General features: G+C 35.1%; 22 protein-coding genes and 1 riboswitch. Of the genes, 7 read left to right on the top strand and 15 right to left on the bottom strand.

Features of this window, described 5'->3' with window-relative positions; all coding sequences use genetic code 11:
* Window positions 1-14: 14 nt before the first annotated feature.
* Both LCF45_RS02095 and LCF45_RS02090 read right to left on the bottom strand, forming a co-directional pair.
* Window positions 15-797 (bottom strand): nucleotidyltransferase domain-containing protein, encoded by a 783-nt coding sequence (locus LCF45_RS02095; RefSeq protein WP_002124948.1) that lies wholly within the window; start codon window positions 795-797, stop codon window positions 15-17.
* A gap of 113 nt (window positions 798-910) precedes the next feature.
* The gene (locus LCF45_RS02090) at window positions 911-2,020 is read right to left on the bottom strand and encodes a PRK06851 family protein (RefSeq protein ID WP_002124946.1); all 1,110 of its coding nucleotides are present in this window, start codon (window positions 2,018-2,020) and stop codon (window positions 911-913) included.
* A gap of 149 nt (window positions 2,021-2,169) precedes the next feature.
* Window positions 2,170-2,282, top strand: a riboswitch (SAM riboswitch).
* A gap of 85 nt (window positions 2,283-2,367) precedes the next feature.
* Here LCF45_RS02090 and LCF45_RS02085 point away from each other — a divergent pair.
* On the top strand, window positions 2,368-3,000 hold the full coding sequence (locus LCF45_RS02085) for a cyclase family protein (RefSeq protein WP_002091277.1): 633 nt from the start codon (window positions 2,368-2,370) through the stop codon (window positions 2,998-3,000).
* A 25-nt stretch (window positions 3,001-3,025) separates the two neighbouring features.
* Here LCF45_RS02085 and LCF45_RS02080 read toward each other — a convergent pair whose 3' ends face one another.
* The 7 genes from LCF45_RS02080 to LCF45_RS02050 form a co-directional block, all read right to left on the bottom strand.
* Complete coding sequence (locus tag LCF45_RS02080; protein WP_033708170.1) at window positions 3,026-3,409, bottom strand: hypothetical protein; 384 nt, start codon at window positions 3,407-3,409, stop codon at window positions 3,026-3,028.
* 229 nt (window positions 3,410-3,638) lie between these two features.
* Window positions 3,639-4,865 carry an ATP-binding protein gene (locus LCF45_RS02075; protein ID WP_002186822.1) on the bottom strand — a complete coding sequence of 409 codons (1,227 nt, stop codon included), beginning with the start codon at window positions 4,863-4,865 and terminating at the stop codon, window positions 3,639-3,641.
* 143 nt (window positions 4,866-5,008) lie between these two features.
* Window positions 5,009-6,274, bottom strand: a complete 1,266-nt coding sequence (locus LCF45_RS02070; RefSeq protein ID WP_002016709.1) for a hypothetical protein — start codon at window positions 6,272-6,274, stop codon at window positions 5,009-5,011.
* Window positions 6,275-6,506: 232 nt separating this feature from the next.
* Window positions 6,507-7,175 (bottom strand): LSm family protein, encoded by a 669-nt coding sequence (locus LCF45_RS02065; RefSeq protein WP_002029528.1) that lies wholly within the window; start codon window positions 7,173-7,175, stop codon window positions 6,507-6,509.
* Between the two features lie 178 nt (window positions 7,176-7,353).
* Complete coding sequence (locus tag LCF45_RS02060) at window positions 7,354-7,797, bottom strand: hypothetical protein (RefSeq protein ID WP_002029527.1); 444 nt, start codon at window positions 7,795-7,797, stop codon at window positions 7,354-7,356.
* 20 nt (window positions 7,798-7,817) lie between these two features.
* Window positions 7,818-8,342 carry a hypothetical protein gene (locus LCF45_RS02055; protein ID WP_002029525.1) on the bottom strand — a complete coding sequence of 175 codons (525 nt, stop codon included), beginning with the start codon at window positions 8,340-8,342 and terminating at the stop codon, window positions 7,818-7,820.
* Between the two features lie 247 nt (window positions 8,343-8,589).
* Window positions 8,590-8,829 (bottom strand): helix-turn-helix domain-containing protein, encoded by a 240-nt coding sequence (locus LCF45_RS02050; protein ID WP_002029523.1) that lies wholly within the window; start codon window positions 8,827-8,829, stop codon window positions 8,590-8,592.
* Window positions 8,830-9,011: 182 nt separating this feature from the next.
* Between LCF45_RS02050 and LCF45_RS02045 the strand changes: the two genes are divergently transcribed.
* Complete coding sequence (locus tag LCF45_RS02045) at window positions 9,012-9,380, top strand: hypothetical protein (protein ID WP_002029521.1); 369 nt, start codon at window positions 9,012-9,014, stop codon at window positions 9,378-9,380.
* A 231-nt stretch (window positions 9,381-9,611) separates the two neighbouring features.
* Here the strand turns inward: LCF45_RS02045 and LCF45_RS02040 are convergent, their stop codons facing one another.
* Window positions 9,612-10,661 (bottom strand): NAD(P)/FAD-dependent oxidoreductase, encoded by a 1,050-nt coding sequence (locus LCF45_RS02040; protein WP_002124939.1) that lies wholly within the window; start codon window positions 10,659-10,661, stop codon window positions 9,612-9,614.
* 330 nt (window positions 10,662-10,991) lie between these two features.
* Between LCF45_RS02040 and LCF45_RS02035 the strand changes: the two genes are divergently transcribed.
* Genes LCF45_RS02035 through LCF45_RS02025 form a run of 3 tightly spaced genes read left to right on the top strand, consistent with a single transcriptional unit; the run spans window position 10,992 to window position 14,002 of the window.
* Window positions 10,992-11,909, top strand: coding sequence for an iron-hydroxamate ABC transporter substrate-binding protein (locus LCF45_RS02035; RefSeq protein ID WP_000732562.1), 918 nt, complete (start codon window positions 10,992-10,994; stop codon window positions 11,907-11,909).
* A 48-nt stretch (window positions 11,910-11,957) separates the two neighbouring features.
* Complete coding sequence (locus LCF45_RS02030) at window positions 11,958-12,998, top strand: FecCD family ABC transporter permease (protein WP_002124938.1); 1,041 nt, start codon at window positions 11,958-11,960, stop codon at window positions 12,996-12,998.
* Window positions 12,995-14,002, top strand: coding sequence for a FecCD family ABC transporter permease (locus LCF45_RS02025; RefSeq protein WP_016121392.1), 1,008 nt, complete (start codon window positions 12,995-12,997; stop codon window positions 14,000-14,002). Before LCF45_RS02030 ends, LCF45_RS02025 begins: the two co-directional genes overlap by 4 nt.
* Before the next feature lie 46 nt (window positions 14,003-14,048).
* Here the strand turns inward: LCF45_RS02025 and LCF45_RS02020 are convergent, their stop codons facing one another.
* Genes LCF45_RS02020 through mtnK form a run of 3 tightly spaced genes read right to left on the bottom strand, consistent with a single transcriptional unit; the run spans window position 14,049 to window position 17,030 of the window.
* Window positions 14,049-14,690 (bottom strand): L-fuculose-phosphate aldolase, encoded by a 642-nt coding sequence (locus LCF45_RS02020; RefSeq protein WP_002029515.1) that lies wholly within the window; start codon window positions 14,688-14,690, stop codon window positions 14,049-14,051.
* A gap of 54 nt (window positions 14,691-14,744) precedes the next feature.
* The gene (mtnA, locus tag LCF45_RS02015) at window positions 14,745-15,788 is read right to left on the bottom strand and encodes an S-methyl-5-thioribose-1-phosphate isomerase (protein WP_002124936.1); all 1,044 of its coding nucleotides are present in this window, start codon (window positions 15,786-15,788) and stop codon (window positions 14,745-14,747) included.
* A 12-nt stretch (window positions 15,789-15,800) separates the two neighbouring features.
* Window positions 15,801-17,030: an S-methyl-5-thioribose kinase gene (gene mtnK, locus LCF45_RS02010; RefSeq protein ID WP_263894490.1), complete on the bottom strand. Its 1,230-nt coding sequence runs from the start codon at window positions 17,028-17,030 to the stop codon at window positions 15,801-15,803.
* Window positions 17,031-17,620: 590 nt separating this feature from the next.
* On the opposite strand from mtnK, the gene ahpC reads away from it, so the two are divergent.
* Together ahpC and ahpF are read left to right on the top strand one after the other, a co-directional pair.
* A complete protein-coding gene (gene ahpC / locus LCF45_RS02005; protein WP_000924420.1) occupies window positions 17,621-18,184 on the top strand; it encodes an alkyl hydroperoxide reductase subunit C in 564 nt (187 codons plus the stop codon).
* A gap of 14 nt (window positions 18,185-18,198) precedes the next feature.
* Window positions 18,199-19,725, top strand: a complete 1,527-nt coding sequence (ahpF, locus tag LCF45_RS02000) for an alkyl hydroperoxide reductase subunit F (protein WP_002186821.1) — start codon at window positions 18,199-18,201, stop codon at window positions 19,723-19,725.
* 50 nt (window positions 19,726-19,775) lie between these two features.
* On the opposite strand, the gene LCF45_RS01995 is transcribed toward ahpF, so the two are convergent.
* Together LCF45_RS01995 and LCF45_RS01990 are read right to left on the bottom strand one after the other, a co-directional pair.
* A complete protein-coding gene (locus LCF45_RS01995; protein ID WP_002169275.1) occupies window positions 19,776-20,384 on the bottom strand; it encodes an SAM-dependent methyltransferase in 609 nt (202 codons plus the stop codon).
* A 151-nt stretch (window positions 20,385-20,535) separates the two neighbouring features.
* Window positions 20,536-21,651 carry a M20 peptidase aminoacylase family protein gene (locus tag LCF45_RS01990; RefSeq protein WP_002124929.1) on the bottom strand — a complete coding sequence of 372 codons (1,116 nt, stop codon included), beginning with the start codon at window positions 21,649-21,651 and terminating at the stop codon, window positions 20,536-20,538.
* Window positions 21,652-21,661 lie beyond the last annotated feature (10 nt).

Below are 21,661 nucleotides of genomic sequence, written 5' to 3'. Positions count from 1 at the left end.
AAAAGAGCACAAACTCATTTGTGCTCTTTTTCATATACTTCAAACAATATATCTCGAAATAATGTATTCAAACTCTCAATATCAATCCCTAATCCCTTTTCAATCCCTTTCACGTATTGCTGATAATAATCAATTTGTTCTTCTAAAAATTGATTTAACGCCTGAACTTTCAATCCAACATCTAATTCCGTACCCGCTTTTTTCTTTACTAACAACTTCTCAATCTCATTCAATACACTACGTTCTATAGATAGTTCTATAAGTAATCGGTCAAATTCTACTGGAGGTAATGTCCCTTTCTCTTCTAGCCACTGACAAGCTAAAATAGGACGTAATACATAAAAGTACTTTTTCAACTTTACATTTTCACCTTGCAAAAATTCACGATAATTTTTTGAAGCCATATGTAAGTAATGATATATCGTTGCTTTTGGATCAAAATTCTTTTCACTCTTTTGCTGAAGCTGCTCTGGAAAGTTAGAGTTTTTCGAATAAAAAATTGGTGATCGAATCCACTCAAGTAAAGCTGGATTTGACTTCGCGAATAGTTGCAATGCCTTTTTAATATCCCAACCACTTATGTCTAAATCATCACTAATTGGATATTCGATTACATCACGCTTATCATGGATTGATAAATACCATTCTACAGGGTGTATATAAACAAACCTAACATCATAATCACTATCTTTCGATGGAAACCCCCACGCCCGACTCCCTGATTCCACAGCGAATAAAATTTTCACACCATTCTCTTTTTCAATTCGCTCTAGTTCTAATTCAATTTTCTCTCTCATTTCATACCATCTCCATTTTTTGATTATTTCCCTGGGAATTCGACAAATATACGACTAATTTTACTATATACCAAAACAGCTGTCAGACAATTTCTGACAGCTCAATAAAGCACTTATTTTTTCTTTTCAATTACAGTAGCAGTAATTCGTTCAAACTCTTTTTGAATTTCCTCTTTATATGCATCCACTTTTGAAAAATCCATAGCAGCAATATAAATTCGTTCTAATTTATCACGAACTGATTTTGCTTTTGCTAAGAAAGACATTGCCTCATTCATTTTTGCTTTATATTGAATGGAAACGTCACGAATTTCTGTAGCATACTTCTCATCCGTCCCTGGTTTAACAATAAGAGTATACATATCTATAATCTCATCACCTTCGCGACTTGGAAAATATTCATGTGGTGCGGTACTATCAAAAATTGCAAATCCTAATTCTCTTACGATAACCATATCAAGACTATTCGGGTCAAACCCGCAATGATATACTTCAACGTCAAAACCTTTTTCTTCTGCTGCCTTCGATAACTTTTTAAGCATTGTTGATTTTCCAGAACCCGGGCGTCCTTTTATAAAATAACGATGTGGTAATCCTTCTGTTAAATTAGGAACAAAATCAACTGCTCCTTTCGGTGTAGCAGCTCCTAAAAAACGATGTTTCACAATCGATTGTTCTCCCTTTTTATCTGCAAATAATTTCTGAATTAGCTGTTCTGTTAGTTCATTTGCTTTATTAAAATCAATGTTATTAATATATATTTTCTCCCACTCATCATGTATAACTAACGCCTCTTTAAAACATCCGTAAGCAGATTTGAAAGCCTTGCCCGCTTCTAATACAAACCGTTCAATTTCTAACTTCTGCTTTCTTAATTTATCTGAGTCCCAAGCAACTCCTAAATTTATATACTCTTCAATAACTCCTGGCATTTTCGGCTCAATAACATGCGGTGATGTTCCATCAACAATTCCTACTTTTAATTTCGGAATAATCACCCCATCAACTGACTTATTATCAGAAGAACAATGCAAAAGTTCAATATCATATCCTTTTTCAACCCATTCACGCCCTATTGCCTTTATTAAAGAAGATTTTCCCGTTCCTGGGCCTCCCTTTAAAATAAACAACCTGCCTAGCCCCTTCAAATTCTCTTCGTATAAGCTGTGAAATCCTCTAGCTGTATTTCCACCGGCATAATAATTTAATACATTCCCTGTCACTGCACTCACTCCTTCGCAACAGTCTACTTACATAAGCTACAATATGCGAGCAACTTTATTTGGGTGAACACCTAATTTGTATTGCACGAAAAAAGGAAATGAATTACAATTTAAATATCACAAATATTGCGAATTTAAAACCGAATAAACCTTTATCAAGAGAGGCAGAGGGACCGGTCCTTCGAAGCCCAGCAACCTCAGTTTATGCAAACTGAATAGGTGCTAATTCCTGCAAAATGCATTGCATTTTGGAAGATAAAACTCAACTAGTATGTAAAGCTCATCTTTCTTGATTATGAAGGATGGGCTTTTTATTATTTGAAAAAAATATATTGGAGGTATGTAAAATGAAAGTAATTGATCTATCACAAACGTTTGAAAATAATATGTCTCAATTTCCTGGAACACCAAAAATCCAACTAGAAGCCATTACAAGCGTTGAAGAAACAGGTTATCAAGTTACGAATTTTCATTCTGTCGTTCATGTTGGTACGCATTGTGATGCGCCTGCTCATTTCATTTCAGGCGCAACCACTATTGATCAATTACCCCTAAATCAATTTGTAGGCGAAGCTGTTCTTATCGATGTGACTCATGTTCAAGAGCGAAAATTACCTAAGGAAGTATTACATACTGTCGACATAAAAGAAGGCGATATTGTCATTTTCCATTCCAATCTATCTAATAAATGGAATACCGAAGCTTATGAGAAAGAAGCGTTTTATCTTTCCGAAGAATTAGCTGAAGAACTAGTTCAATTAAAAGTAAAATCTGTCGGTTTAGATTTTATTTCTCCTGATGAGGTAACGACAGAAACATCACCGATTCATCACATACTGTTAGGAAATAATATTTACTTAATTGAAAACTTAACAAACTTAGATGCCATTAAAGCGAAACGATTCTTTTTCTCAGCAGCACCTTTAAAAATTAAAAATAGTGACGGTGCTTTCGCAAGGGCATTCGCTGTTATTTTTTAAACATGGTCTACAAAAAAAGCAAAGATCACTTTTGACCTTTGCTTTTATATTTTTTATTTAAGTTAAAAAAGAATTGCTCCACCCTTGGGCGTATCCAAGCTAAATAATCTTTATCTTTCTTCTTTGTACAAGCTATCTCTTCTCCATCTACCATTTCGACAAGTTCTAGCTCTAACAGTTGCCTCGTAAATGCTACCATATTTACTTCTTCTGCTGGATATTCTTCTTTTAATTTCTCCTCAATTTCTCCCAATAAAAAACCGTCACGCATCATTGCTAGTGCATCAATCCAAAGTGGCGGCATTTCATATGTCTCTCCTGTAATCGTATCTTTTACAATATAGTTCTTTTGCTCTTTTCGAAATTGAATCGTGTGTAAACATACAGTCGAATTTAATGTTAATTCCATCATACCACCCCTTTCATCATATCCGCATAGAAAAAAGGATGCGCGTGCACCCCTTCTTTTCTTTTCATAACACTACTGAACCGTTACATGAGCTAAAAGCTCTATGTCGATATTTTCCTCCATTATAAACGAAGTTTTTTATAAAAAAAACCCTTCTTGAAACATTTTATAAAATGTTTATATTTACACAACAAGAACACTTTTCTGAAAAGTAATTTCGTCTAATGCACTACACTGTTGGTAAATAAATTTCCACTTTCGTTCCTATCCCCATACTACTTTCAATCGCGATACTCCCTTGATGTTCTTCAATAATTTTATATGTAATCATTAATCCAAGACCTGTACCATTCTCTTTTGTTGTATAAAAAGCTTTTCCGATCTTTTCTATTTTCTCATTTTCTATCCCAAGACCTTGATCTTCAACAGAAATACACAAGTTCTCTCCAGCTTTTTCATATGCCAGAATCTGAATATTCCCGCCTCCTGGCATCGATTCAATTCCATTTTTGATGATGTTTAACAACACTTGTTTTAATTGCTTATCATCACCATTTATAACGGGTAAATTTCCATCTACTTGCAAATTAAATTTCACTTTATATTGAGTCGCATAGCTTTCCATTAACTGTACAACATATAAAAGGATTTCCCCTATATTACACCATTCATAATTTGTTGGTTTCGGTTTTCCTAATAACATCAATTCACTAACAAACCCATTAATTCTCTCAATTTCTTGCAGCATAATCTCATAGCTCATCGTATCTTCAGGATTTCTTTCTTTTTGAATTTGTGTAAATCCTTTTAAAGCTGTTAATGGATTTCGAATTTCATGAGCGATTGTTGTAGACATAGTCCCAATAACCGCTAAATTTTCTGTCTCTTCCATACTGTTCATCATCTCAACAACTGTCCTTACATAAGATTGAAATCTCTTTAATAAAGAATGCGAAATGATGAAAAAGAATATACATAATACAAGCGGAATCACAACTTTTACATCTTGTAATATCAAAGTAAAAAATACATATTTTCCAATTACACTACAGGACACGAAATAAAAATATTTTCTGTTCACGAAAATCGGTGCAAATAAAATTAAAAATATTTCAACCATATTTCCATTTTCAAAAACACGATCACTGTGTAAATAAATCATTAAGTTATTAATAAGATCAATAAGCATATACCCAATTAAAAATAAGTATTTCACAAAATATACATAACCTTGTTTTTGAAGATATATTGAAATAGGAAATAAAGATATTACTAATATATATACACCTATTCCCATACCACCTTCTGGCCACCCTACCCTTGCTTCATTAATATTCATAGCGGGATAAATAAAATAATAGATAACGTCATATAAAAATAATATAATATAGAATAATAATATAAATACTTTTAAAGCTTCTCTTTCTTCATAAATCAAGCTCTTGTATTTGTTCATATAAAAACTCCTCTTGATCAATACAAAAAAACATTTCAAGTATTATCTCTTTAAATTATAATTATGAAATTGCTTTCAGGGCAACATGTAACCTTCTAATACTAAAAGGAAGGAGATACATCTCCTTCCTTTTCAGTTACAATTTATATCCATCTTACCCTATCATTTAGCAATCCATCTGTGAAATTATTATGTCCTACTACAAAATCCTTCATATATAAATTTAAATATTCCCCATACTTACTTTCAGTATTTAATAATAATTCTTCTACATAATAAGCGCCTTGTCCAAAAGTATCTAACAGTAAACTACATAAGCCAGCATAAATTCCACACCCTACTTGGAAGTACGTCGCATTTGTTTTATATTTTTGAAAAACTTGGCTACTATTCATTACATTATACATGTATGTCTCATTATGTTCATAAACGAGTAACACACCGACTAAATCTTCTCCTATAATATCATCTTCTGCTGGATTAAATACTTTACGATTCCAATTCCATAAATCTTCCACTTTGTCTAAGTTCTGTCTAATTAAGTTTGTTGTATACTCATTGATCCGATAAAGAAAACCCACTTCCATATTAAAAGATTTCCCTAAAATTAAAACTTCTTCATGTGGCATTAAGCAACCATAAAATTCTTTTTCACCTAACTTTACTTTATACTCTGAAGCATATACATCCTCATAAAAGTAAAGTGGACGATGATGACTCATATACATAGGATAACTCCATATCGCTTCATCAAGAAAACGCTCAACTGCCCATGATGCATAAAGTGTATGAGGTTTTATAAGCTCTTTATCATTCAAAAATGAATTATCATGTTCTACAATATAGCATGCTCGCGGCTTTTCATTTGGACGTTCTTTCATAAGCTCAACAACCATCCATTGAACAACACCAGGATTCATACCTGAGCCTATAATCGCTCTTGTATTTGTAAATGTTTCTTTCTCCTTCTCAAACCTCGTATACCTTTCCGTAAGCTGAAAACCAAGTAAACTATCGTCTTGATCTACTGCCTCATTTTCCAAAGCCGAATTAATATAACAAATGCCAAGGTCATTACAACAACTCAGTACCCTAATTGTATCTGCACCTGAAACATCAATAACAACCTTCGTTCTTTTTTCCTTTAAATGATGTTTAAATTTGACTACATCTTGAAGGTTTATTTCATATAAAAAAAATTGCTCTTTCAAATTTGGAAACAACTCATCATAATAACTTTTATCTTTTTGTTTTATATCCACCAAATGGAAGTTCACATTCTTTATCACTTCATAAATTGGATCTTTTTCATTTACTACCGCTTGATTCAAAATTGCTAACACTGCTTTTGCTGCTCCACCCGCACTGCCAAGTAATGTAATCGAAAACGAATCTGGAAACTGCTCCACAAACAAAACCCCTTTAATAAAGTAGTTGAGCAGCACTTCCTCAAAAGTGAGTTGAATACACAAAAAGGTAGCTCGTACACCTTTAGTACAAGATTGCCCCTTCAAAGATCACACTAACATACCTATATGATATTCAATTCATTTTCCCCCTCATATCCAAATCGAATTAAACAAATAGGCTCGACCTTTTCTTCCCTATATATAAAAGAAAAAGCCAGCCCTCTCAACTAGTCTACGGACAATGGACAGATTTTACATGTTGAATATTTACATACATTTTTGCATCACGTGCTTTTAATATTTCAATATGCCCTTCATCAATTTTCGCCATCTTTCCGATTTTGTTAGATTCTTCACCTAAATCAAACACCATAATTTTCCCAGACATTTTAATAAGCTGTTCTTCGAACGTTCTCGCTAAAGTAATATTTAATGGATTTACGGGGAGTTCATTTTTATTGAGGGAATAAGGGACTTGGTTCTCTTTATAAGGAATTAGCCATTTCAAATGCTTTAAAGATATATATACCGTTTTATAAACTGGACTATAAAAAACAATATAATCGTTCATTACACTTGTAACATAACCGTGTATCGGAACATTTCCTGCCACATAAATTTCTGTAAAAATCCCTTTAGATGTGATTAATACTTTTCTCAAAGAAATTGAAGGTGATTCCCTCTTAATTACAGAGTCCACACCAGGCTTTAATATTTCTTCATCATGCTCTCTTAAAAATTTATAATATTGGATATGGTATAAAGATATATATACATAGTCTTGTCCATTGTAAAGAACAACAATATCATTCCCTACATCAATTAATATACCTCTAAACTTTCTTTCACCGATTAATTTAACGTATATATTTTCCCCAATGTTCTTGTTTAACTCATTCATCTATATCCTCCTTTCTATGAAATTGCGCTTTTCTGTCTTCCATTTCAAAAAAATAATCAGGGGCAATGTTCCGTCTTTTAATAGTAAGAATTCTTTTTCATATACCGCGAAATTATTGCAGCAAAATATGAAATCGTTCTTCACTTTCAATCATAATGCCCCTTTTATTTATTAAACATTATTCTTCTTCATTCTTTTTGTTTTTAACTATTTGACTCACACTCTTAATATGAGAATTAATTATATAAATGACCTCATCACCGTTTACTAGTGTAATACTTCCATCATGTATATCACTTAATAAACCTTCCACACACTCTGGTCCACCACGATTAATCTTTATCCATTTATACTTCAAGTCATTTAATACATCTAAAAAAGTATCTTCATCAGCATAGAAATATGAACCATATTCTCCCGGTGCTTCTTTCACTTTCCTAACTAGACTCTTCACATGTTTCAACTGGTAATATACTAATTCTCCAAGAGGCAATTGTAGTGTAAGGTAATCTTTTCCTAATGATACGAGTACACCTACTCTACTTTCTGGTCCGCGAAGATTTACTTTTACATTTTCACCGACTAAACCTTTAATTTGATCACAGCATAATACACTCTCCAATTTTGTACCCTCCTTTCTTATTATCTTCCTCTACTTGATTGTCTTTGTGCACGAGCGCGACTTGAATTATTACTGTTTTCATTACTTTTCTCATCGCTACTCTCATCACTATTCTCTCCACTTACTGGTGCATTATAATTAACACTCTTAATATGAGATAGTGCAATTAATACCACTTCTTCTTTTATAATTAACGTTACATAATCGCAAGAAACGTCTTGTAAAATACCTTCAACTTTCTCTGGACCACCACGATTAATTTTCACCCAGCGGTATTTGAAGCCTTGAAGTAGCGTTTCAAAGTCTTCTGCACTGTCTTCTTCCGACCATACAGAATCACCTATCCCACCATCTTTCGTATTTTTTGTAATGCTTTTCAGATGGCGAAGCTGGTAGTAATGGTACTCTCCTTTTTCATTCTGTAATACGACGTAGTCCGTACATACTGACACTATTATTCCTTTTTGAGATTCCGGTCCACCTCTGTTTACTCTTACATAAGATCCAATTAATTCTTTCAAAAAATCCCAATGAAATAAACTCACGAGAAAACCCCTTCCATTAATTTATAAGCTTTTGCACTGATAGTATATGTATCTGTACAGGTTACGTTCTCTATGTTTGTCCCCTGTATAAAAAAATATGCTTTTAACTAATAGTACTAATCCCTATAAAATCTTCTTTCCCTTAAAGTAACTCTGGGATTTCGGATGACTTTTTCATCCCTTAATATAAAAAGCCCCCGTATTAAGATACATTTCTGCATATCTTAATACGGGGGCTTTTATAAATTTAATCTTCGTCTTTAACATCCATATCTTCTGGAATTGGTTCGTTTAATATTTCTTCCACTAACTGCTTATATTTCTCCATTTGTTCTAAATGTGTATTAAACTGTTCCTTGTTTATTAAATATTGCTCTCCATCAAACAGTGCACGAATTTTCTTTTGCTGAATTAAGTCTTCAACATACGATTTTGGTAATTTCAAATACTCCGCAGCCTCTTCTATCGTTATATACAATGTGTTCATTCCTTTATTATTTTTTCATATATATACTGTATCTTACTTTATTTTTGTAAACAAATAAAAAAGATTTTGTAAATACAAATTAAAAAGCAGGTAGATGCATTCCATATATTGTATAATAGTATAGTAAGTATTTTTTTAAATATAGAATGGTATTACCCATTTACACAAAGGAGAGTTAACATATGGCTACTCGTCACATCATTACAATGTTAGAAAAAACATTACAAGTTGAAACAGAAAACACAATTTCTCATCTATCTAATTCTTTATCCGATCGTATTCTTTCACAAAGTGCAGCAGTACATGAAAACAATTGCTATCATACAATTGGCGAATGGTACAAAAATCATTTCTTATTCCAACAAGATGATTTCCTTTGGGCTAAATACGTTTTCTATGACGCATATTGTGAGTCTATAAAAAAACAGGGTCATCTTACAAAACGCGTTCGTCAAATATTAGAATCATTAGCTCGAAAACATGGAAAACAATACATTGCGTCTATACTAAATATTCCATTTCCTAATGAACAGGAAAAAGGGACAGCATAATTTAATAATGGTCCGCACAAACCAACTATAGATTCATTGTTCCCTGGAAATATTTACAAATAAAATGTTCAAGTCTTTGTGTTCCCTTTTTATAGAAATACATTCATATGACATGAACTAATGAAAACGGTGTCATGAAAATGATTGAAAATATAGTAAACAGGAAAAACCCCATTTGTATCTCTCGTCCATAGAAATAGAGATGTAAATGGGGGTATACTTGTTCCTTTATTATTTCATCATCTGCTTAATCAATTCTCGATTTCTCTTCTTAAATACTTCATTATGGGAAGAAACCATTCCGTACTCACTTGCATCAGGTTGAATAAATTGTTTCGCTTTATTCACAGCGTTTCCAGCATCTTGGAATGCCCCTGCAATTAAATGTAATTTCCCGTCATGCTTTAAAATATCTCCAGCAGCATATAATCCATCTACAGACGACTCACTATTTGCATTACCTGCAATATAAAAATTATCTATAATTGCAACATCTAGCTCACTATTTTCTAATAATGTTATATCACGTTCATATCCATGATTAATAATAACTTCATCGATAGATAAATGAGAAATCTCTCCTGTTTCATGATTTGTTAATTCTACATATTCAATCGCTTCATGGTTATCACCAGCAATTAATTTTGTAATCGATGTATTAAAGAAACATTCTGCCGAACTGTTCATAAGTTGTTTTACTTGTGCTTCATGACCAGATAATTCTTCTTTTCTATATGTTAAATAAACTTTTTTCGCAATCGGTTCTAATTCATTTGCCCAATCAATTGCAGAGTTCCCTCCGCCTGAAATAATTACCGTTTTATCTTTGAAACGTTTTAACGATTTAACTGTATAATTTAAATTTGAGACTTCGAATCTCTCAGCACCTTCAATTGATAACTTTTGTGGATTCAATATACCACTCCCAGTTGCGACGATCACTGTTTTTGAAAAATGTTCTTCCCCAGAGCTTGTTTTCAACGTAAAAATACCCTCTTCATTACGAATAATTGATTCTATTTTTGTATTCAATACAACTTCAGGCTGAAATGTTAATCCTTGTTGTACAAGTTGCTCAATTAATTTCTCACCAGTGACCGGTAATAATCCGCCAATATCCCAAATCATTTTCTCCGGATAAACATGTATTTTTCCACCTAACTGTGGTTGAAATTCTATTATTTTCGTTTTCATCTCTCTTAGTCCACTATAAAAAGCTGAATAAAGCCCTGCAGGTCCTCCGCCTATCACAGTTACATCAAACAATTCTTCTTGATTCATTCGTGTCACTCCTCAGCTACTAATAATTGATTATCATTCTCAATAAAATATAACTTGTTTTTATAAATTTTACAATCAAAATCACTATTGACAATACACCTATATAAAATTATAGTATTTAAAGAATCAATAGTGATAATCATTATCAATTTGTTAATTATTAGCAACTGTGAGATTACATCTTCTTCTATTACTATGGTGAATACTACATGGTAAAATCTCAAGTTCAAGATTGTTAATAAGACTTTTGTATTACCACTAACTTTTCAAAAGATCAAAGCTAAACAATTTATTGTATATCACATATCATCTATCAAAAGGAGAAAGACGATGAAAAAATTATTTATTTCACTAACAGTTCTGTTCGTCCTTGTTATGAGTGCTTGTAGCAACGGTTCAACAGACAAGAAGAACGACGCAAAAGGTAAGAAATCAGAAACAATTACATACCAATCTGAAAATGGTAAAGTAGAAGTTCCAGCAAATCCACAACGTGTTGTTGTCCTATCATCATTCGCTGGTAACGTAATGTCATTAGGTGTAAATCTTGTTGGGGTAGATTCATGGTCTAAACAAAACCCACGTTTCGATAGCAAACTGAAAAATGTCGCTGAAGTATCAGATGAAAATGTTGAAAAGATTGCAGAATTAAATCCAGATTTAATCATTGGTTTATCAAATATTAAAAATGTTGATAAGTTAAAGAAAATCGCTCCTACTGTAACATACACTTACGGAAAAGTTGATTACTTAACACAACACTTAGAAATCGGTAAATTATTAAATAAAGAAAAAGAAGCAAAAACTTGGGTTGATGATTTCAAGAAACGCGCACAAACAGCTGGAAAAGACATTAAAGCGAAGATTGGTGAAGATGCAACAGTTTCTGTTGTTGAAAACTTCAACAAACAGCTTTACGTATACGGCGAAAACTGGGGCCGCGGAACAGAAATTCTTTACCAAGAAATGAAATTAAAAATGCCTGAAAAAGTAAAAGAAAAAGCTTTAAAAGAAGGATACTACGCATTATCTACTGAGGTATTACCTGAGTTTGCTGGTGATTACTTAATCGTAAGTAAAAACAAAGATACTGATAACTCATTCCAAGAGACAGAATCATATAAAAACATTCCAGCAGTAAAAAATAATCGTGTATATGAAGCAAACATGATGGAATTCTATTTCAATGATCCACTTACATTAGATTTCCAACTAGACTTCTTCAAGAAGAGCTTTCTTGGTCAATAATACAAACATGAGGAATTCTTAATTTAAGAATTCCTCTTCCTTTATTCTATGAAAAGAAAAGATGTGAAACGAATGAAAAAAGAGCAAGACAACCTACGTTCCAACGCTTTTACATACAAATTAATTTTGAGTATCATTGCATTCTTTCTTATTTTTATGTTTGCAATGGTGTTAGGCGCTGCAGATACTTCTATAAAAGACGTATGGTTAGCACTTACTTCCTCTGCTAAAGGAGATAAGCTATCCATCCTTCGTGAAATACGTTTACCACGTGAAGTTGCTGCTATTTTTGTAGGGGCTGGACTCGCTGTTTCTGGTGCAATTATGCAAGGATTAACGCGAAACCCACTTGCCGATCCTGGATTACTTGGCCTAACTGGTGGCGCAAATGCTGCACTTGCACTAACACTTGCCTTCAATCCTTCTATAAGCTACCTTTACTTAACACTAGCTTGCTTTATCGGTGCTGCAATTGGCGCTATTATGGTATTTGGAATTGGCATGGTGAAAAAGGGCGGACTTTCCCCTCTTCGAATTGTATTAGCTGGTGCTGCTGTTTCAGCATTTCTACTTGCAATCTCAGAAGGTGTTGGCATTTACTTTAAAATTTCACAAGATGTATCAATGTGGACGGCTGGGGGCGTAATTGGAACGAGTTGGAGCCAATTAAAAATTATTATTCCGGTTATTTCAATAAGTATATTTATCGCTATCTTACTTGCAAAGAAATTAACAGTTCTTAGTTTCAGTGAAGAAGTTGCTGTTGGACTCGGTCAAAAGATTATCGTCATTAAAACAATTTTATTTATCATTATTATCTTGCTTGCAGGTGCTTCTGTAGCGCTTGTCGGAAACATGGCATTTATCGGCTTAATGATACCTCATATGGTTCGTCCAATCGTTGGACCAGATTACCGTTTTGTTATACCGATGTCAGCGATCGCTGGTGCTTCCTTTATGCTGCTCGCAGATACAATCGGACGTACAATTAACGCTCCGTATGAAACACCAGTTGCTGCAATCGTCGCAATTGTAGGATTACCATTCTTCCTATTTATTGTACGTAAAGGAGGAAGAACTTTCTCATGATGCAATCTATTCTAAAGAAACAACGCCTTATCATACTTGCATTACTCATACTTACCATCACAACAATTGTAATTGGAATGGGACTCGGTTCTGCCGCTCTCTCCTATGACAGATTAATCCCAACACTTATGGGACAAGGTTCATTTAAAGAAGAATTCGTTTTATATTCTTTAAGGCTACCTAGAATCGTCATTACATTATTAGCCGGTATGGCACTCGCTTTATCAGGTGCTATATTACAAGGTATTACCCGAAACGATTTAGCTGAACCTGGTATTCTCGGCATTAACGCTGGTGCTGGGGTTGCAGTTTCTGTTTTCTTTCTATACTTCCCGATAGACGTAGGTTCATTTCTTTACCTACTACCAGTCGTTGGATTTATCGGTGCGTTTCTAACAGCTGTTCTAATTTACGTATTTTCATATAGCAAATCCACAGGCCTTCAGCCAATAAGATTAACATTAACCGGCATCGGTTTTTCCTTTGCACTATCTGGCGCGATGATTGTACTTATTTCATCTGCAGATCGTATGAAAGTAGACTTTATCGCTAAATGGATTGCCGGAAACATTTGGGGAGATGACTGGACATTTGTTTTAGCAATGCTTCCTTGGCTAATCGTATTAATCCCATTTGTTTTCTATAAGGCAAATAGATTAAATATACTAGCATTAAACGAGCCAGTAGCAATCGGTGTTGGAATTGAAATTGAAAAAGAACGAAGATACTTATTAATCGCAGCCGTTGCACTTGCTGCCGCTGCTGTTTCCGTAACAGGAGGCATTAGCTTTATCGGACTTATGGCTCCTCACATCGCCAAATCTTTAGTAGGTCCAAGGCATCAAATATTCATCCCTATCGCCGTTTTAATCGGCGGATGGTTATTACTACTAGCGGATACCATTGGACGAAATATCGTCGAACCTAGCGGTATTCCAGCTGGTATTGTCGTTGCTTTAATTGGTGCACCTTACTTTATGTATTTGTTATTGAAGAAGGCATAGAGAAACACCCTCAAGATTTTTTTCTTGAGGGTGTTTTCATTTCATTTTACTGCTGCCCATACCCTTCAAACTTCTTCGCCAAATTCTCCATCTCGTCTTCTGGCAGTAATTTCGGTTCTCCGACACTTTTCGTTTGATAATAAATTTGAGCACAAAACTCTATTTCTTCTGCAATAGTAAACGCCATTTTTATATTATTCGCTCCGGCCATTAAACCATGGTTCGCAAGTAAAACTGCACGGCGATCAATCATGCCCTCGAAAGCAGCCTCTGCTAATTGCTCCGTACCAAATGTTTCATACGGTGCACAGCGTACATTCGGGCCTGCAAAAGCAATTAAATACGATACTGCAGGAAGTTCCCACCCTAATGATGCGATTGTCTTCGCATAAGGAGAATGTGTATGCACAAGCGCATTTATATCTTCACGATTTCTATAATAGATAAGGTGCATATCTAATTCGCTTGATGGTTTTCTCTCTCCTTCTATCACTTCACCATCTAAATTCAATATAACTACATCTTCAGGCGTCGTTTCATAATAATCTAGACCACTTGGGCTAATTGCAACAAGACCTTGTTCACGATTGAAAATACTAATATTACCGCCAGTCCCCTTTGTTAAACCACTAGAAATCATTTTCTTTCCGTACGCTACAACTTCTTCTCTTTCTTTTTGCAGTAACATATACATCCCCCTAGTAAGAAACTTATGATGACTATTTTTCTAAAAACTATCTACTTATTGAAATAACTTTTTTAAATTCTCCATAAACGGTGCTCTCACAATTCCTTTTTCCGTAATAATCGCTGTTACATTTTCATATGGCGTGACATCAAATGCCGGATTGTATACTTTACTTTCTTGAGGAGCAGAGTATTGTCCGAAACGATTGATCACTTCAGAAGCATCCCTTTCTTCAATTGGAATTTCTTTTCCTGTCAGTGTTTTCAAATCAATTGTCGGCGTTGGTGCTGCTACATAAAACGGAATGTTATAATATTTAGCCAAAATCGAAACACCTAATGTTCCAATTTTATTTGCTACATCCCCGTTTGCTGCTACACGATCACATCCAACGATTACTGCATCGATTTTCCCTTGTGACATGACCATTGCCGCCATATTATCTGTAATGACCGTTACATCAATTCCCGCTCGCTGCAGTTCTAATGCCGTTAACGTTGAACCTTGTAATCTAGGGCGTGTTTCATCGGAATAGATTTTTAAGTCCCATCCTTTTTCTTTCGCTAAGTACATTGGAGCTGTCGCAGTTCCATACTTAGTCGTTGCTAACGCACCTGCATTACAATGCGTTAATACCCCCATGCCATCATGGAATAATGTTAATGCATGTTCTCCAATTTGACGGTTAATTTCTTCATCTTCTCTATGAATCTCTTTTGCTTCTTCTAATAATCTATCTTTCAACTGCGCAATTGATAAGTGAGCATTCTCTTTCGCGACACTTTCCATTCTTTCAAGCGCCCAAAATAAATTTACTGCCGTCGGTCTTGATGTCGCTAAGTATGCACATACCTTTTTTACTTCCGCTATGAATTCTTCCGCCGAACTTTCCGCAACTTCCTTTACTCCTAAATACACACCGTAGGCTGCTGAAACACCTATTGCCGGCGCTCCTCGTACTTTCATTACTTGAATCGCATCCCACACACCCTCAGCCGTTTTAAAAGATTCATAGACTACTTCGTTCGGTAATACCGTTTGATCCAATAACACTAAAGCATCATCTTTCCACTGAATTGGTATTAATTGCTCTGCCATCATCTTCTCCCCTTATTTCGCACTATGCATTGACTGTTTTTTTAACGTTTCTACAAAGCTGCTACCTGTTTTATATTGATTCGCTTGTAAAATAAACTTCTTCGCTGTCTGAAGACAAATTCGCTCCGCTCTAGCACGCGCCTCTTCATTCTCAATACAAGTCATATCCTTTACCTTCGCTAGACCAACAATACGACGAATTAACTCAAGACCCGTCACTGCAGCTGTATCCTCTAATACAGATTGTAAATAAACTCGGTTAAAGCCTTCTTCCTTCGCCATAATCTCTGTCACATGAATATCCCAAGCGTCTAAAAACTTCTTCTTAAATAAATCAATTACATCTAGCATGGTAGATTCTATCCAGTTCATATATGTATCTTTCTCAATACCAGATTGCATCACTGCATCTGCATTCACCCATGCAAACATTAAATTCGCCATTATATTCCCAACGTCATATCCCATAGGTCCATAAAAAGCAAATTCAGGATCAATAACCTTTGTAGAATCACTTTTTACAAAAACAGAACCAGTATGTAAATCACCGTGAAGTAGCGCTTGTGCATTCGTCATAAACGAAAACTTAAGTTTTGCTACTTCCATACGAAGCTCTTTATCACTATAAATATGCTCCCTAATCCATCCTTCATTTAATTGAAACAATTCGTTGCGTTTATTATGGTTTGTGAATGGCTCTGAATATACGAGGTCCTCTGTAATCTCACATAACTCAGGATTTATATAATTCTTCACGAGTTCCTTCTTCTCTTTATGATTCATTACAACATCTGATGTTAATAGAAGGGTATTTACCATAAAAGTAGTTAAATCATCAGCAAGCCTCGGAAACATTTGATGATTTATGAGTGCTGTACGCAATATTGTGTGATCTGATAAATCTTCCATCACGCAACAATTCATCACACTATCAAACAAATATACATTTGGCACGAGTCCAGATGCTAACTCTCCTTCTAATCGCAAAACATCTGATTCTATACGGATTCGATTCGTCGACAACTTAAACTCATCTGAAATACGCGCTGTATCCCCAGCTTGCTTTACAATGACAGAAATGTTCTTCTGTTCATCCCAAACGCGGAACACATAATTTAAATTACCATCACCTATTTCTTTACACTTTAGCCCCTTTGCATGCTCGAACTTAGGTAATTTCTCTTGCACATATGCAATCACATCTTTAGCTTCCATTAAAAAATACTTCGTGAACTTAGACATGGTTTCCCCTCCACACTAAATGTAAACGTTTTCTAAAAGCCGTAAAAAATAATAGACTGAAACTTTTTCAATCTATACTATATCTTCTCTATTGCAATACATATCTCGCTTTTATTATATCTTGTTAGAAATGAGCGTCAATGTTTCTATTTCTCATTGCAATATACTTCTTATTATATATATTTATGATGACAATAATTGTTCACAAAGATTCCGATACATTTTGTTTTATTTATTGCACAATTCTTTGTAAAATAGAAGTAAGCAGTTCCTTTTCAAATCCACAACTTCTAAGAAATATTTCCTTCCTAAGAATTTATACTTACACCATGTCTCTAACATACACACTACTCTTTCAAACACTCATTGAAAATTTATGACTTGAAAATTACCTTTTAATTCCCTAGCAGCCTTAATTGAGAATAAATATTAATTAAATTGGTATAAAGTTGGTTTATTCTCTTGACAAAATAACCACTTCTATATGATAATTAATATCGAATTAGAATTATTATAGTTAATTAAAAAATATATTTTATGAGCAAACTAATTTCCGATGCTCAAAACCAACCTTTAGGAGGAATTTTAATATGTTATTAATCGGCACAGAAGTAAAACCGTTTAAAGCTAATGCTTACCATAATGGAGAATTTATCCAAGTTACTGACGAAAGTTTAAAAGGAAAATGGAGCGTAGTTTGTTTCTATCCAGCAGACTTCACATTCGTTTGTCCAACTGAACTTGAAGACTTACAAAACCAATACGCAACTCTAAAAGACTTAGGCGTTGAAGTATACTCTGTATCTACAGACACTCACTTCACTCACAAAGCATGGCATGATAGCTCAGAAACTATCGGCAAAATCGAATACATTATGATTGGTGACCCAACTCGCACAATCACTACAAACTTCAACGTTTTAATGGAAGAAGAAGGTCTTGCTGCTCGTGGTACATTCATCATCGATCCAGACGGCGTTATCCAATCTATGGAAATCAATGCTGACGGTATCGGCCGTGACGCAAGCATCCTTGTTAACAAAATTAAAGCAGCTCAATACGTACGTAACAACCCAGGTGAAGTTTGCCCAGCTAAATGGCAAGAGGGTTCTGCAACACTTAAACCAAGCCTTGACCTTGTAGGCAAAATCTAAGGAGTTCGATCAAAATGATACTAGATGCAGATATAAAAACACAACTATCCCAATACCTTCAGTTAATGGAGAACGATATTTTACTTAAAGTAAGCGCAGGAGACGATAACGTATCTAAAGATATGTTATCTCTAGTAGATGAATTAGCTACTATGTCATCTAAGATTACAGTAGAAAAAGTTGAACTAGAGAGAACACCAAGCTTTAGCGTAAATCGCCCTGGTGAAGACACTGGTGTCGTATTCGCTGGTATTCCATTAGGACACGAATTTACTTCATTAGTGTTAGCTTTACTACAAGTTAGTGGACGTGCTCCAAAAGTTGAACAAAAATTAATCGATCAAATCAAAAACATTCAAGGCGAATATCATTTTGAATCTTATATCAGCCTAAGTTGTCATAACTGTCCTGATGTTGTACAAGCTCTTAACGTGATGAGCGTTCTAAACTCTGGTATTACACATACTATGATTGATGGCGCTGCATTTAAAGAGGAAGTAGAAAGTAAAGACATCATGGCAGTACCAACTGTTTACCTAAATGGCGAATCTTTCGGAAGCGGTCGTATGACACTTGAAGAAATTTTAGCTAAAATGGGTAACGGTCCAGATGCATCAGAGCTTTCTGATAAAGATCCATACGATGTTCTTGTTGTTGGTGGCGGCCCAGCTGGTGCAAGTGCAGCAATTTATGCAGCACGTAAAGGCATCCGCACTGGTATCGTTGCTGAGCGCTTCGGTGGTCAAGTAATGGATACTATGGGTATTGAGAACTTCATCAGCGTAAAACGCACTGAAGGTCCTAAGCTAGTAGCAAGCCTTGAAGAGCACGTAAAAGAATACGACATCGATGTAATGAATCTACAACGTGCGAAACGTTTAGAGAAAAAAGAACTTATTGAAGTGGAACTTGAAAACGGCGCTATTCTGAAAAGTAAGAGCGTAATCGTTTCAACAGGTGCTCGCTGGCGTAATGTTGGCGTACCGGGTGAAGCTGAGTTCAAAAACAAAGGTGTAGCATACTGCCCACACTGTGACGGTCCATTATTCATCGGAAAAGATGTAGCAGTTATCGGCGGTGGTAACTCTGGTATTGAAGCAGCTATCGACTTAGCAGGTATTGTTAATCACGTAACTGTTCTTGAATTCATGCCAGAATTAAAAGCTGATGCTGTATTACAAGAACGTCTTAACAGCTTACCAAACGTAACTGTTCTGAAAAACGTTCAAACGAAAGAAATCACTGGTACTGATAAAGTAAACGGTATTTCTTACATCGATCGTGAAACTGAAGAAGTACACCATGTTGAATTACAAGGTGTATTCGTTCAAATCGGTCTTGTGCCAAACACAGACTGGTTAGGCGAAACAGTTGAACGCGTTCGCGGTGAAATCGTAACAGACAAGCACGGCGCTACAAACGTACCAGGAGTGTTTGGTGCAGGTGACTGTACAAATAATCCGTACAAACAAATCATCATCTCTATGGGTTCAGGTGCGAATGCAGCTTTAGGTGCATTTGATTACTTAATCCGTAACTAATTATATAGACGTGAGTTTTAAAAAAGCAGGTGCCAAGGCACCTGCTTTTTTTATAATCCTAATGTATAAACTAAAAATCTCTCATTCCCATTCTTCTCATAAGCACCCGGCAATCTAACCTCTCTCTTCAATTCAAACGCAGTCTGGTTCTCTAAGAAGAAAATATAATCTTCAGAAGGATAGTATAAAATAATATCCACTTCCCTCTCTATTTCCTCTACCGAAAGCAAAATGTTATTCACTACGTTCATAAACACTTGTACAGAAAATGGATTGAAGAAATAAAACCGGTTATCACGTGGATCAATCTCATATTCCTGCGCTAAACAACATTCAAACCGAATTTTATCTTTACTGTTTCTCACTTTTCGCGCATAACGATCACGATTATCCATTGCTTCTTTATAAAACTCTTCATTCATTTCAATTCCAACCGCTAATGCATCGCACTTATGGTGCATGTAAAAATTCAATCTCCCTTTTCCGCACCCAAAGTCTACAATTCGATCGCTACTTGTTATTTCATATTGATTCAATAACTCATCTAATCCGCTATATGGCGTCGGTTCATAACGGTGATAATGCATAGACTTATTAAATCCTTTTTGCTCGCCGACAGTTTTTATATTTAATACAGCATCGTAATATTGTTCGTTCATTCGTTTGCTCCTATTAAGAAATATTACTATTATTATACACCACGTACTGAATGCTCATTTTTATCAAATTAATTGGTACGTGAAATTATATTATCGCGAAATCGAATATATCGACTTAACAACAAATTCCTACCAAAAAAACAGGAGCTTTCTAGCCCCTGTCTTCTAATACTTTCAATACAGTTTGTTTCAATATTTCTACTCCATCCATTATACAGCTATGATCAAACTTCATATACGGATGGTGTAATCCAGGTTGTAAGTTCGCCCCTAGTCCAAGCATGACAGCTTTTAAATGGGGTCTCTTCACTGTATAGTAATGGAAATCATCGCTTCCTGTCGTATACAGTGGTCCAGTACATCCCTCTTCCCCGTACACTTCAAGAATGCCTTTCCGCATGAAACGCTCAGCTTCTTCTGACACTTCAGCTCCTGGTGCGAGATCAATCCACTCATAAGAAAGTTTAGATCCCATTGATTCAGCTGACTGAATTACTTGCTCTATTTTTCGCTTCAATTCATCTAGTAATATGTTATTTTCTGCTCTTACATCTAAACTAAAGTGCCCGTTACCTGGAATAATATTTAGATTATCACCACCAGCTTGGCATCTCGTCATCTTAACAGAATAAGACGTCTGCGGCGGTAACCATATATTTTTCAATCCAATATTGATCATCGAAATGACATCAATTGCATTTATACCTTGATGTGGGCGTGCCCCGTGTGCATCATCTCCATGAATCATCCCTTCTAAAAATGCTGCAGCTCCGTGACGAATAGATGGGGCTGCTTGTTTCAAAGGCAGTTCTTCAATCGGCCTTAAATGAACACCAAATAAGAAATCAGCATCATCCACGGCGCCCTTCTCTACCATCTTTAAGGAACCATTTCCTTTTTCCTCTGCCGGCTGAAAAATAAATCTAACAGTACCACTATCCCATCTCATATTTTTCAATTGTAAAATAAGGCCCATCACAATTGTCATATGAGCATCGTGGCCGCACGAGTGATTCGCTTTAAATTCTCCGTCTACTTCTTGCCATAGTGCATCCATATCAGCACGAATCGCGATAACTGGATTCCCTCTTCCGATTTCAGCAATCACGCCAGGGCAATCATCAAATATTTTATATGAAATTCCTTCTTCTTTTAGAAAGTTAGTAATATAAGCTGTCGTTTCATATTCCTTCCAGCTTACTTCAGGGTTTTCATGTAAATGCTGAAAAATTTCAGTTAAACGCTCTTGTAGTTCTAATGTTTTCAAAGCTTCATTC

It is taken from the genome of Bacillus sp. 41-22 (assembly GCF_025809295.1).
In the GTDB taxonomy this organism is placed as follows: Bacteria; Bacillota; Bacilli; order Bacillales; family Bacillaceae_G; genus Bacillus_A; species Bacillus_A mycoides.
This window is presented reverse-complemented; position numbering and strand designations above follow the sequence as displayed.